The organism is Phycisphaerae bacterium (genome assembly GCA_019636475.1).
GTDB lineage: Bacteria > Planctomycetota > Phycisphaerae > UBA1845 > UTPLA1 > JADJRI01.
On record JAHBXN010000006.1, the window covers coordinates 136,850 to 149,414 of the forward strand.

Genomic DNA, 12,565 nt, shown 5'->3' on the forward strand with positions numbered 1-12,565 from the left:
GAGTCGGTCCGTCTCATCCGGGCCCGATGTTCGCGCTGCCGCTTCCGGGACGGCCGGCGCCCATGAGCGGACTGTTTTTTCCGGGGCGGTAGCGTTCGACGATGTGTCTTCTGAATCCGGCCCGATCGTTGTCCTGCAGCAGTTTTGCCTGCCGAGCGAGTTCGTTCGCCCTGAATTCCCGATCGTCCGACTCAGTCCGGTTCGCGAGCCCCAGATCCATTATTGACTTGAAGGCGTGATCGCCGTTGCCCGGTTCGGTTTCGGCCGGATCGAAGCGATCGTATTTGCGCCGCGGCGGCGGATAGAAAGCGTTGAAGCCGGCGGTGAAATCGTCGATCGGGCCGCCCGACTTGTTAATGACAATGTTTTCGAGCCGCATGAACAGGTTGTTCTCGATCGCGATCGGGACGGGGCGTCCTGCGGCATCGAGTTCCACGGCCCATGCCGTATTGCCGGCACCGTCGAAGACGTTGTTCTTAATTGTCGTCCGGCGGCGTTCAGGCTCGGAATCGGCGCCGGGGCTACGCATCGGCCACGGTGCGAGCATGGCGCCGGTGGGGCCGATGAGGTAGTTTTTTTCGAATCGCGCACCTTGCGGAAGCGAGGCGACGAGCTTTCGCGATCGCGGCTGATCGAATGAATGTGCGGCAGGGGGTTGGGCCATGATGATGTTGCCCATCATGGTTCGCGGTCCGGCGAGGACGCACGTTTCCGCGCCGATGATGATGTTGTTTGTGATGGTGCTTGCGGGGGAATTCACGCTCAGTGCGTAGGTTCCGGGCGTGGCGGCGCAGCGGCGGTTGAGTAGATTGTCTTCGATTCGAGAGCCCGTCCCGATTCGGCTGGTGATGAGCAATGAGGCGGAATCGCCCGCGATTGTGTTGCCGACGATTTCACCATTGACGCCATCAAGCATGATGCCCGAGTTCAGGTTGTTGTCTCGAATGTCGATTTTGCCGGCGAAATCCGGTCGCGCGGTTCGGCTGATCGTGAGCGATGTTGCATCGACGGCGGCCAGTTCGCAATCGGTGATCTTGATCCGCGAATCCGCGCCGGCGCGAATGAGCACACCGCTTCCATCCGTGAATCGGCAGTCGTCAAGCTCGACGGTCGTGCCGTTTTCGGCGCAGTTCACCGTGATCGCCGGCACGCGTTGAGATGCCGTTTTCGTGGCACCTTTCCGGTCGGCTCTTTCGAAGCCGACACCGGTGAAGCGGACGCCGCGCCAGCGGAATCTCGAGCCAGCGGCCGAATCGTTGGGGGGCGGTGGCGGGAGATAGACGATGATGGCGCCGGGCTGCGCGTGTTCCGCGACGCCGAAGTAGACGGGTCGCGCCTCATCGGGGGCGAGGCGGATGGAGCCGTGCTTCTCTTCGGCGGATCCGACGGTGAGAACCGGATTGTGGCCGGGCTCGGCTCCGGCGAACAGAATTTCCGTGCCGGGCTCGATATCGACGACCGCGCCTATTATCTGGGTGTCGCCGATAATGAGGATTCGTCCCGACCAGGTCTGGTCCTGGTGGATCAATCCTCGAATGCGGCGTGCGGAGCCGTCGCGGTCGTTTGTAGCGGGTTTCTCCGGCGAGTTCGGTTGCGTCGCGGTCACGAGCGGGTTAGATAGAATGAACATCGCGAGGGGAAGAAGCGCGAGCTGCGCCCGATTCCGAAAGAGTGATTTGCGCCTTCGCGAGTATTGCATTTGAAAGGTCCGTCATGAAGAAGAGAAGCTGGCTTAATGCGTTGATGGTCGGCGGTTTGACATTTGGATTACCGTTTTCGTCCGGGTGCGGTCTGGTCTGCGACGACGACGATGATACCGAAGAATGCGTCGAGAATCTTCTGGATATTCTTGATGAGCTCGGGTTCAACCAGGACGACGACAACGATCTCGAGGATTTTCTGGATGACCTGTTCGACGGCGATCTTGACGAGGATGATTTTGAAGACTTCTGGGACGATCTGTGGGACTGACGATTGCCGTATGGGATCGCCAGTCCGCCGGAGTCACTGTGCGCGGGTGTCGAGCCGCCTTCATTTTGGCATGAAGGCAACGGCCTCCGGGAAGTTGAATGCGAGGGCGGCGTGAGCCTGTCACGGGATATTGAGCTGCTTTCCGGTGCGGTGGTCCGGGTGTTCGAGGCGCATTGCGGCGAGGCTGCCGCCCGGCGCCTCGATCGGATGGTCGCCCTGTGCCGCAGAGCGGATTTTTCGACGGCGGAACCGTTTGCGACGCCTCGGTCGGAAGCGCGGCAGCTGGCGGACGACGAGATTCATGAGCTACTCAAGACGCTCACGATTCGATTTCATCTTGTGAACAAGGCCGAGCAGGTCGCGATCGCGCGAATCAACCGCGATCGAGAGCGTCGGGCGACGCCGGAAATGCCGCGCGCCGAGTCGATAGCCGAGGCAATTCATGCGTTGAAACAGCAGCGGCTTTCGGTCGATGAGGTGCTCAGTGTGCTTCGCCGAATCGACATTCAGCCGACCTTCACGGCGCATCCAACGGAAGCGCGTCGTCAGACCGTGCTCCGACAGCAGCAGGGAATCGCGGAAGCGTTGTCGGATTCGCATGATCCTGAGCTGTCGGTGGCCGAGCGCGAGGCGATCGGGAGCCGGCTCGTTCGGGACATTCAGTTGATGTTCGCGACGGACGAGCTGCGCGTCGAGCGGCCGCGCGTGATCGAGGAAGTTCGGCACGGTCTGTACTTTTTGAAGGGGCCTGTGTGGCAGGCGATCCCCCAGCTATATCGCGATTTGCGGAGGGCGATTTTCGAGCAATACGGAGTGACGCCCGTGCTGCCGAGCATTATTCGATATCGGACGTGGATCGGCGGCGATCGGGACGGAAATCCCCGGGTCACGGCTGCCGTGACGAGGGAATCATTCGCGGAACTTCGGAATGCGGTGCTGGACCTGTATGACGAGGAGCTGACAGCGCTTCGCCGCGAGCTTTCTGCATCGCGGCTGCGCGTTCAGGTTCCCGCGGCGCTGGACGCGGCGATCGAGCGCGACCGGGCGCTGTATCCGGTTGCTCCGCGTGATGAGCGCGTGATGGCGAATGAGCCGTTCCGGCTTCGCATCACACAGATGATTGCGAAGCTGGGCCATTCACGCGTTGAGCCGGGGGCCTATCGCGCGGGCGAACTGGTATCGGATTTGGAGGAGCTATCGCTCGCCCTTGAGGGCTGCGGAATGGCGCTCGTTGCAAGCGAGGGGCGCCTATTTGATCTGATTTATCGCGCGAAGTCGTTCGGTCTTCACATGGCAGCGCTGGATATTCGGCAGCACTCGCGCGTTCATGCCGAGACGGTGGGTGAATTGTTGCGCCTTGCCCGCGTTTGCGACGATTATGCGGGGCTTCCGGAGTCAAAGAAGCTGGAGGCGCTGCGAGCGGAACTGCGAAATCCGCGCCCGCTGCTTCCGGTCGGCGCGCTCTTGTCCCCGACGGCGCGGGATATGCTGGACACCCTTCATGTGATACGCGAAGTGGTTGACACGACGCCCGATGCGGTTGGCGGTTACATCGTGAGCATGACCCATGAAGTGAGCGATGTGCTGGCCGTGATCGTTCTGCTCAAGGAGGTCGGGCTGTGGCGAGATGATGGCGAGCATGTGACATGTCAGCTGGACCTGGTACCGCTTCTGGAGACAGTGGAGGATCTGACGCGCGGACCGGATCTGATGAGCGCGCTGTTTGCCGACGAAACGTATCGACGGCACCTGCGCGGCCGCCGACAGTTTCAGGAGGTCATGCTGGGCTACTCGGACAGCAACAAGGATGGCGGTTACTGGATGTCGAACTGGGGACTTCAGCGTGCTCAGGCCCGCCTTGCAGACGTGGCTGCGAAGCATGGGGTGGAGTTGCGTTTGTTTCACGGCCGTGGTGGAACGATCGGTCGCGGGGGTGGTCGGGCGAATCGGGCGATACTGGCTACGCCGAAGCAATCTCGCAACGGGCGGATTCGTTTCACGGAGCAGGGCGAGGTCATTACGTTTCGTTACGCGATGTCGGCGATCGCGCGTCGGCATCTTGAGCAGATCGTCAATGCCATGATTGTGGCGACGGCGGATGCGGGCCGAGTTCCCGACTCGGATGGTTGTGATTACATGGAACAGGCCGACTGCCTGATGGATCAGATTGCGGAGGCGTCGATGCAGGCCTATCGCGGGCTGGTCCGCGATCCGGCGTTCTGGCCCTGGTATGCGGGCGGAACGCCGATCGAGTTCATCAGCGATCTGCCGATCGCATCCCGGCCCGTGGCCCGGGGCGGGGGGGATGTGGACCTGGATCATGTGCGGGCGATTCCGTGGGTTTTTGCGTGGACGCAGACGCGCTATGTCGTGCCGGGCTGGTATGGGCTCGGGTCGGCGATTGAGTCGATCTGTCGCGACGATTGCGAGGCAATCGGCCGGATGCGTGATCTGTATCGAAACTGGAGCTTCTTCAAGACGTTGATCGACAATGCGCAGCAGGAGATGGCTCGGGCCCGGCTGCCGATTGCCGCGCTGTATGGTGACGGCGGCTCGACGCGGCATGTGCAAATTGCGGCGGAGTTTTCGAGGACAAGTCGCATTATTCTCGAAATCACGGGGCAGTCGCGTCTGCTGGATAATAATCGCGTCATTCAGTCCGCAATCGATGCGCGGAATCCTTTCACGGACGTGATCAACATTCTGCAGCTTGAACTGATCGAGCGATTTCGGCAGGCCGATGACGCGCGGCGGGCGCGCCTGAAGCCGACAATTTTTTTGAGTATCAACGGCCTGGCAGCCGCGATGCAGAGCACGGGATAGGTTCTCGCGGCGAGAAGTGGATCAGGGCGCAGGTCACGGCAGCGGCCGGATTCTGCCGGTTATCGATAGCTCTCCAAGACATTGTCATGGACCGCGTCACTGATTACGCCTTCCGCGAGGAGCTGGTCAAGGGATGACTTCATGGGTTGCATGCCGTAGCGCTGGCCTGTCATGATTGCATTTCGCAAATGGAAGGTCTTGCGATTTCTCAGGACGTTTCGGACGGCGTCGGTCGCGACGAGAGTTTCGGCCGCGATGCGTTTGCCGCCGTCGATGGTGGGTAGAAGTTCCTGGTGGACGATGCAGAGCAGTGCTTCGGCGAGCAGCGTGCGGATGTGGCCATCTCCGCCGTCGGGGGCGTAGGAGAGCAGTCGTTCGATGATCTTGTCGATTGATATAACGTGCAGCGTGGAGAGAACAAGGACGCCGGTTTCCGCGGCGGTGAGGGCGATTTTGATCGTGTCGTAGTCTCGCATTTCGCCGATGGCGATGACATTGGGGTCCTGCCGCAGCGCGGCGCGCAGGGCGCGGACAAAGGAGCGGGTGTCTTTTCCGATTTCGCGTTGCCTAACGATAGAGTTTTTGTTGGTGTGAACGTATTCAATCGGGTCTTCGATGGTGACGATGTGTTTTCGCGCGTTCCGATTGATGTGATCGATCATGGCGTTGAGTGTGGTGGTTTTGCCCTGGCTGGTGCTGCCGGTGATGAGAATGAGCCCTTTTCGAGCCCGGGTGACGCGCGTGGCGATTTCCGGCAGGTGGAGGGAATCAAGAGGCACGGGGTCGCTGGGAAGCAGTCGTATGACTGCGCCGACACGGCCGTCGTTGTAGCTGATGTTGACCCGATGGCGGTTCCGGTCGGAGTCAGCCATCATGAAGTCGATATCGCGTTCGCTTTCGAACTCAGCGATCTGTTCGGGTGAGAGCAGGGCGTAGCAGAGGTCTTTTGAGATTTTGGCCGTCAGCGGTTCTTTGGTTGCGGGTTGAAGGTCGCCTTCGATTCGGAACAGAATCGGCGCATTTGCGATGATGTGAATGTCGGTTACCCGCCGCTGTCGCGCGGCGGTGAGAATTTCCTGAATTTCCTTCACGCGTGGTCGGCCCCTTGTCTTCGGCGTGGTTGGCGAATTCGTGGTCTTTGGCGAGTAATCGCGATTATACGCGATTCAATGTCGCTAATGCGAAGATTCTTCGCCGGAATTTCCTGTTTGGGCGAATGTGGGCGAAGTTGTCTCCGGTGATGCGTGTCAAAAAGGCAAAAGCCCGCGGCAGGGGGTGCCACGGGCTTTTGTGTTTGGGTTCGGGTCGGTCCGCGGGCCTCAATTGGCGTGGGCCCGGCATTCTCAGAGTGTGCCGTCTGATTTTCGAGGAAGGTCTCGGGGCTTTTCGACCTTGATGGGTGACTCGGATGAAAGCGCCTCGAGGAATGCGATCAAGTCGTCCATTTCCTGCTCGTTCAGTGTGAACGGCTTGAGGAGCGTATCCTTGTTGGCGTGGTCGCCGGCGCCCTTCATGTAGAACTCAATGACATCTTCCAGGGTTTCGAATGCACCATTGTGCATGTAGGGCGCGGTCCACTTCAGTTCGCGAAGCGAAGGCGTCTTGAATTTGCCACGGTCGGATTGGCTCTTGGTAATGAATTCGCGTCCGTAGTCGCTGTCGACCTTTCGCGGGCTGGGGTATTTCTGGTCGGTGGCGAAGAAGTGCCGCGTCGCGACGCGGTCGGCGTCTTTCGTAAGCTCGGGAATTTCGGGAACGCCCGTCGTGTGAAAGCCGTGATCCGTGAGGAGCGGGCCGTTGTGGCATGCGATGCAGTTCGCCTTGCCGGTGAAGATTTCCATTCCGCGTTTCTGGGAATCGTTCAGCGCGGATTTGTCTCCCATGAGGAATTTGTCGACGGGGCCGGGCTTCGACACGATTGTGCGCTCGAAGGCCGCAATCGCCTTGGCAAGGTTATCCATCGTGACATCATCCTTGAACACCCTCTGGAATCGCTCGCGGTACTCGGGGATGTTGTCCAGCTTCTCAACGAGGTGTGTGTAGTTCTGATTCATTTCAATCGGCGCGGCGATGGGGCCGATGGCCTGGGCTTCGAGTGTGTTTGCGCGGCCGTCCCAGAAAAGCTGCTGTAGATATGCGGCGTTGAGAACGGTTGGGACGTGTCGCCAGTGCTTGGTGCCGGGATAGGCGTCGGACATCTGCAGGCCGTTTGAGAATCCCTTTTCGGGGTCGTGGCATTTGGCGCATGCAATGCTGCTGTCGCCGGCGAGACGCGGATCGAAGTAGAGCATGCGTCCGAGTTCGATCTTCTCGGGTGTCATGGGGTTGTCTTTGGGGATGGCGACGGGCGGCAGCGGCTCGAGTTTCGGGGTGGCGGGTCCCTCGGCGATCGCACTGTCGGCGCGGGTGAGAGTTGTCGCGGCGAATGCGATCGCGAGCGCTGCGGCTTTGCAGAAAGCTGATCCTGACATCTTGGGGTCTCCTGTCTTGTTTCAGAAATCGAGGACGATTCTTTTCAGGGAATATGCGAGGCGTTATTGGTTGGTGGCGAGGCTACTGGCGCTCTTTGGGTGCTTCCACTTTAAGATCGAGCCGCGCTGTTTCGCCGTCCTTGACCTCGACCTCAACGAATTTTTCACCAAACGTTTCCTGCCAGACGGCGAGCTGGTATTTGCCGGCCGGCACGCCTTCGAGTTTGAAGGCGCCGTCCTGGGCCGTGACGCAATAGTATGGATGTCGAAAAACCCAGACCCAGGCTTCCATCCAATCATGGACGTTGCATCGGATATGGACGAGGCCCGGCCGGTCAAATTTCTGCGACGCCCGCATGTCCTTCTGCGGCTGGAGGACGTTGAATAGTGTGTAGATGCGCTGAGATGCGTTGATATTGTGGGCAACCGGGTCACTATTCAGGACTTCGACGGGCTCGCCCGCCTTGACCGCCATGACGTGCGGCTGAAATGTGCAGTTAGTTTGATCGATCACCGGCGGGCTCTCTCGCTTTGGGAAATCCCGTCCCTGGGTGATGTCAAACAGGTACACAACGGCTTCCGCGACCCGTCCTTTGCCGTCCACTTTGATCGCGGATCGTGACTTTTCGCCCTTGTCGCAGGTTTCGTGGTCTTTGACGATATTGAGCACCTTGGCGTCGGGTTCTTTGCCCTCGAATTTGACCACGCCTTCGATCGTGCCGCCGCGTTCGACGGGGACGACTTTGTAATTCGGCATGGCGCGTTCGCGTCGCCGGCTCGATTGCTGTCCGGGCGGTTCATTCAGCGCGACATACTCCATCGTGGCGGAGCGTGCCAGTTGCGCTGGGACCGCGTTGGTCGACGGGGTGTCGGTTGCCTTGCAGCATGCGGCCCTTGGCTGCGTTTCGGTTGATTGCTGGTCCTCGGCGAAGGCTGCGATGCTGACGGCGGCGAGGGCCGTGATCGCGGCGCACACCCGGCAGGTCCGGCCGATGGTTTGGAATGTCATGGTGCGGGTTCTCCTTCTGCGGATGGCGGCTGCGCTTCGTTTTCGGGCGGTTGCTTCCCGGCCCGGCAAGTCGCACAGACGCCGTGAAAGTGGATGGAGTAGTCAACGATATCAAAACACTTTGCCTGTTCGCCGAGGAACGGCGACGGATCGATGGGCGAGCCATCGTCTTCGATGTCCATGACCTGGCCGCAGTTGACGCAAACCAGGTGGTGGTGGCGGTGAATGTTGGGTTCGTACCGGGTCGCGGCGCCGAAGTGGCTGGGTTTTCCGATGACGCCGAGTTGCACCAGCGCGTCGAGCACGCGATAGACGGTGGTGCGCGACACGTCGGGGATTCGGAGCCTGACATCCTCAAAAATCTGATCGGCGGTGGGGTGATCGTCGCGGGAAAGGACGGCCTCGAGCACCACGCGCCGCTGAACCGTCAGCGCCAGTCCTCGCTCGCGGCAGCGCGCCTCAAAAAGGCGAATGCGATCGGTAATTCTATTCGAATGCGATGACATATTGGATGGTATTTTATATTATCTGGTTCATTTGTCCATCCAGTCGGATGGCGATTTGGCGGCTGCTGCCCAGAATCTGTTGATTGACGGAAAGTTAGGCTATTTCTAGACTTCCGTTCGTTCTTGGTCGCGAAGCGCGAGAACCTCGGGCGTTTTTGATTCTCGCGAGCTCGGCCGATTTGTTTCAGTGTTCGGGCATGTACGCGCTCAATCGGAGTGTTGAGCGGCGAGCCCCGCCGAGTGTTTCCGCATCCGCGTCCTATCTAGACAGGAGTCAATATCTTATGGCGAACATTTCAAAATTCTTGGCAGAATTGATCGGCACGTTTGCGCTGTGTTTCGTCGGAGCGGGCGCGATCTGTATCGCGACGATGCAGGACGCGGGGTACGCGGGCCTGGTCGGTGTGGCGGCGGCTCATGGATTGATTCTCTCCATCGGTGTGTCTGCGGCGATGAATGTGTCCGGGGGACACCTGAATCCGGCTGTCACTTTTGCGATGCTCGTGACGCGGCGGATCAATCTCACCGACGCGATTCAATACGTGATTGCCCAGTGTGTGGGTGGCGTGGCCGCGGGAGTGTTGATTCTCTTCATCTTCAAGGGCATGCAGACGCCCGGCGGGGCGCAGGTTCTCGAGGCATGCTCGATCGGCACGCCGAAGTTCGATGCAGGTCTGATCAGCGCGCCGACGGCGGCACTTGTTGAGATTGCGATGACTTTCCTGCTGATTTACGCGGTCTTCGGGACGGCGGTCGATCCGCGTGCGCCGAAGATCGGCGGCTGGGGCATTGGTTTGACGGTTGGCGCGTGCATCTTCCTCGGTGGTCCGCTGACGGGTGCGGCATTGAATCCGGCGCGATGTTTCGGGACGGGCATCGTCGCAGCGCTTTCGCAGAATCACGCGGACTTCTGGGCGCAGCAATGGGTTTATTGGGTCGGCCCGCTGGCCGGCGGAGCGATCGCCGGAATGATCTATCACAACCTGATTCTCGAGAAGAAGGGCTCTTGAATACGCTTTTCCGGATCGGCGCCGAGGAGAATCGGGCCTGCGGGTCGCCCGGGCGGTTTAATATGATCAGGCAAAGGGGGCGGCCCGGCGCGTGATGAGCAGCGAACTCGGGCAGTCGCGAGCGATTCGCTCCGCGCGCCATCCGAACAACTGAGACGTCAGTCCCCATTCTTCGGCGACGCCGATTGCAACGAGGTCGAAGGGCTTCGCGTATTCCAGCACGGCGGCGATGGGGTCATCGCTTTCGACGACCTTGAAAGTGACCGGTACAGGCTGGGTCGGGTCGGCGAACACCTGCTCGGAAGCGCCTTTCGCATTTAGTTTATCATCGGTTGTCGTGCCGGTTGCTCGTCCCGGCTTGACGATATGCAGCATCGTCACGGCCGCTCCGGCGTTGCGACCGATCCTCGCGGTCAACTCCAGCGCGAGCTTGTCGTGCGGGCTGCCGAGGTAGGGGACGAGGATGTTTCGGGGTTTCCCGTGCAGGCCGCGATCAATGAAGATGCCGACGTTGGTCCTTGCCTCCTGGAGCACGCGGTGGACGGTGCCCCCGAGAAAGTTTCGGCCGATGACCGGATTGTGAAAACCCATCAGAACCAGTCTGACCTGATTCTCGAATGCGACTCGAGCGATGTCGGCGGCCGGATCAAGTGAGACAAAAGCGAGCGGCTCAATCGGTATGTGAAGCGACTTGGACTGCTCAATGATCAGGTCGATGACGGAGCGGTCCTCGGCGCTTTCGTCGTTGATGGCTGCTCGATAGGCCTCGTGTTCCTCCGCGCGTCGCAAGTGCAGAGCGATGATGTTCCGCTTGTTTTCATCGGGCCCGGCGATGACTTCAGCGAGGCGGAGCAACGGCTTGGCGCTTCGGGGGAGCGAGACAGGCATGAGGATGCCATACGCATCTGCGGCGAGTTCCCGCTTCCGTGTCGCGCGGAGAAGGCGATCGGGGTAGACCCAGTTGAGAATGGGTGTGGTGAGGAATGTCGTGGCGACGGCCATGATGACCATCATTGCAAAGACGGCGTCCGTGATCACGCCAAGCTCGCGACCGATATTGAGGATTACGAGTTCCATCAGTCCGCGCGTGTTCATCAGGATGCCCACGGCAGACGCCTCGCGCCAGTTCATGCCGCACAGCCGGGCGGCGACGGCTGAACCGCCGAACTTGCCGGCGCATGCCACGGCGACGATGAGCAGGGTGAAAAGCCAGAGCTCGACGGTGTTGAGCAGCCCGATCTGGGTGTGCAGTCCGGTGTAGGCGAAGAAGATGGGCAAGAGGAGTACGATGACGAAGTCCTCGATTTTGTCATTCAGCTCGCGGACGAATTTGGAGCTCTTCGGCATGATTGCGCCCATGAGGAAGGCGCCGAAGAGCGCGTGAATGCCGATGGCCTCGGTTGCGGCGGCGCTGAGAAGCACGAGCAGAAAAATCATTCCCACGAGCACGCGGCTGATGGACCCCCGGCGATCAAAATGCTTCTCGAATCGCACGAGCAGCGGGCGGATGCAGGCAATCATTCCGACGAGATAAAGCGCCGACCATCCCGCAGTGAGTGCCGCTGAACCGAATCCGCTGGACCGGGTGAAGGCGATGATGAATGGGAGAATGCACCATGCTGACACGTCGTTGACCGCGGCGCAAGTCAGTGAGACGGCGCCGACGGATGTCTTGTGCAGGTTTCGTTCCGTGAGAATTCGGGCCAGCACGGGGAAAGCGGTGATGCTCATGGCGGTGCCCATGAACAGCGCGACGGGAGCGAACCCGATTTGCTGCCGGTAGGTGAACAGGAGCGGATACAGCGCGGCGGCCAGCGCCCCTCCGAGCAGGAACGGGGTGATGACACTGGACTGGCTCACCACAAGCGCCGTGTGTCCGCGATTTCGCAGCAACCTGGGTTCGAGTTCGAGGCCGATGAGAAAGAGGAAGAAAATCACGCCGACCTGGCTGAGGATGTCGAGGTACAGGGTTGTCCCCGGCATGAAGAGCATTTCGGACGCGGAAGGCCATAGCCAGCCGAGCAGGCTGGGCCCGAGCATGATGCCGGCGACCATTTCCCCGATGACCTTGGGCTGTCGAATCTGCTCAAAGATGCGCCCCATGAGCTGGCTGGCGGCGAGGATGACGGCGATCTGGCACAGCAGGCGGAGAATCAGGTGGTGCTTTGACGGCGTCGGGGCGACAGCGCCGCCATCGGCCGGCGATGCTTCGGGTGATGTGGTGTCCTGTGTGGGTGCGTCGGCCCTTCGGCGGCCGGAGACAGTCGGAGCGACGTCTGTTGCGCCGCCGATGGGCCGAAGGGTGAGTTGGGTTCGGTCGGCGGAGAGAACGACGGCGTAGGGCCTGGTCAGGCCGATGAGTTGGAAGCTCTGGTTGGCGTCATCGGCGGAGACGGGTTCGAGTTTACAGTTTTCGGATGTAGCGTGGTTCCACGAGACCCGGAGGAATCGGCCGGATTGTTCGATCCGCAGGGAGATGGGGGGCTTGTTCGTGTCGGGCTCTCTGAGGGTCCATGTGCCGGAGAGATCCGGCGGGGCGTGCATGGAGTCGGCGGCCGCAAGGATGGCCCAGATACCGGCTGCCCCGGCGAGGATCATGAAGATGTAGAGAATGGTTGCGCGGTTCTTCATGGAGTCGGCTGAAGATACATCAAAAGCAGGGATGACGAAAGAATGTTGGGTCGTGCTGAAGGATTGCCGGGCGGAGATTTGCCGTTGCGGCTTGCGACGGTGCGGATTCGGGCTTACATAGTTAGGAGGGGGCGTGAGTCGATT

Annotated in this window: 9 protein-coding genes; 3 read left to right on the forward strand and 6 right to left on the reverse strand. The window is 60.4% G+C overall.

Features of this window, described 5'->3' with window-relative positions:
* Positions 1-13: 13 nt before the first annotated feature.
* On the reverse strand, positions 14-1,699 hold the full coding sequence (locus KF841_11275) for a right-handed parallel beta-helix repeat-containing protein (protein ID MBX3395935.1): 1,686 nt from the start codon (positions 1,697-1,699) through the stop codon (positions 14-16).
* Positions 1,700-1,713: 14 nt separating this feature from the next.
* Between KF841_11275 and KF841_11280 the strand changes: the two genes are divergently transcribed.
* Complete coding sequence (locus KF841_11280) at positions 1,714-1,971, forward strand: hypothetical protein (protein MBX3395936.1); 258 nt, start codon at positions 1,714-1,716, stop codon at positions 1,969-1,971.
* Positions 1,972-2,007: 36 nt separating this feature from the next.
* The gene (locus KF841_11285; GenBank protein MBX3395937.1) at positions 2,008-4,794 is read left to right on the forward strand and encodes a phosphoenolpyruvate carboxylase; all 2,787 of its coding nucleotides are present in this window, start codon (positions 2,008-2,010) and stop codon (positions 4,792-4,794) included.
* Between the two features lie 59 nt (positions 4,795-4,853).
* On the opposite strand, the gene KF841_11290 is transcribed toward KF841_11285, so the two are convergent.
* The 4 genes from KF841_11290 to KF841_11305 all read right to left on the reverse strand — a co-directional run bounded on the left by KF841_11290 (position 4,854) and on the right by KF841_11305 (position 8,780).
* Positions 4,854-5,885 (reverse strand): PilT/PilU family type 4a pilus ATPase, encoded by a 1,032-nt coding sequence (locus tag KF841_11290; protein ID MBX3395938.1) that lies wholly within the window; start codon positions 5,883-5,885, stop codon positions 4,854-4,856.
* Positions 5,886-6,137: 252 nt separating this feature from the next.
* Complete coding sequence (locus KF841_11295; protein MBX3395939.1) at positions 6,138-7,265, reverse strand: c-type cytochrome; 1,128 nt, start codon at positions 7,263-7,265, stop codon at positions 6,138-6,140.
* An 82-nt stretch (positions 7,266-7,347) separates the two neighbouring features.
* Positions 7,348-8,274, reverse strand: a complete 927-nt coding sequence (locus tag KF841_11300; protein ID MBX3395940.1) for a carboxypeptidase regulatory-like domain-containing protein — start codon at positions 8,272-8,274, stop codon at positions 7,348-7,350.
* A complete protein-coding gene (locus KF841_11305) occupies positions 8,271-8,780 on the reverse strand; it encodes a transcriptional repressor (protein ID MBX3395941.1) in 510 nt (169 codons plus the stop codon). Before KF841_11305 ends, KF841_11300 begins: the two co-directional genes overlap by 4 nt.
* Positions 8,781-9,064: 284 nt before the next feature.
* Here KF841_11305 and KF841_11310 point away from each other — a divergent pair, with 284 nt between their 5' ends.
* Positions 9,065-9,790: an aquaporin gene (locus KF841_11310; GenBank protein MBX3395942.1), complete on the forward strand. Its 726-nt coding sequence runs from the start codon at positions 9,065-9,067 to the stop codon at positions 9,788-9,790.
* Positions 9,791-9,856: 66 nt separating this feature from the next.
* On the opposite strand, the gene KF841_11315 is transcribed toward KF841_11310, so the two are convergent.
* Positions 9,857-12,421 carry a cation:proton antiporter gene (locus KF841_11315; GenBank protein MBX3395943.1) on the reverse strand — a complete coding sequence of 855 codons (2,565 nt, stop codon included), beginning with the start codon at positions 12,419-12,421 and terminating at the stop codon, positions 9,857-9,859.
* Positions 12,422-12,565: the final 144 nt, after the last annotated feature.

Excerpts from the sequence above, each read along its gene's own strand:
- KF841_11305 (MBX3395941.1), bottom strand. The coding sequence starts at position 8,780 with ATGTCATCGCATTCGAATAGAATTACCGATCGCATTCGCCTTTTTGAG.
- KF841_11310 (MBX3395942.1), top strand. The coding sequence starts at position 9,065 with ATGGCGAACATTTCAAAATTCTTGGCAGAATTGATCGGCACGTTTGCG.
- KF841_11295 (MBX3395939.1), bottom strand. The coding sequence starts at position 7,265 with ATGTCAGGATCAGCTTTCTGCAAAGCCGCAGCGCTCGCGATCGCATTC.
- KF841_11315 (MBX3395943.1), bottom strand. The coding sequence starts at position 12,421 with ATGAAGAACCGCGCAACCATTCTCTACATCTTCATGATCCTCGCCGGG.
- KF841_11275 (MBX3395935.1), bottom strand. The coding sequence starts at position 1,699 with ATGCAATACTCGCGAAGGCGCAAATCACTCTTTCGGAATCGGGCGCAG.
- KF841_11280 (MBX3395936.1), top strand. The coding sequence starts at position 1,714 with ATGAAGAAGAGAAGCTGGCTTAATGCGTTGATGGTCGGCGGTTTGACA.
- KF841_11300 (MBX3395940.1), bottom strand. The coding sequence starts at position 8,274 with ATGACATTCCAAACCATCGGCCGGACCTGCCGGGTGTGCGCCGCGATC.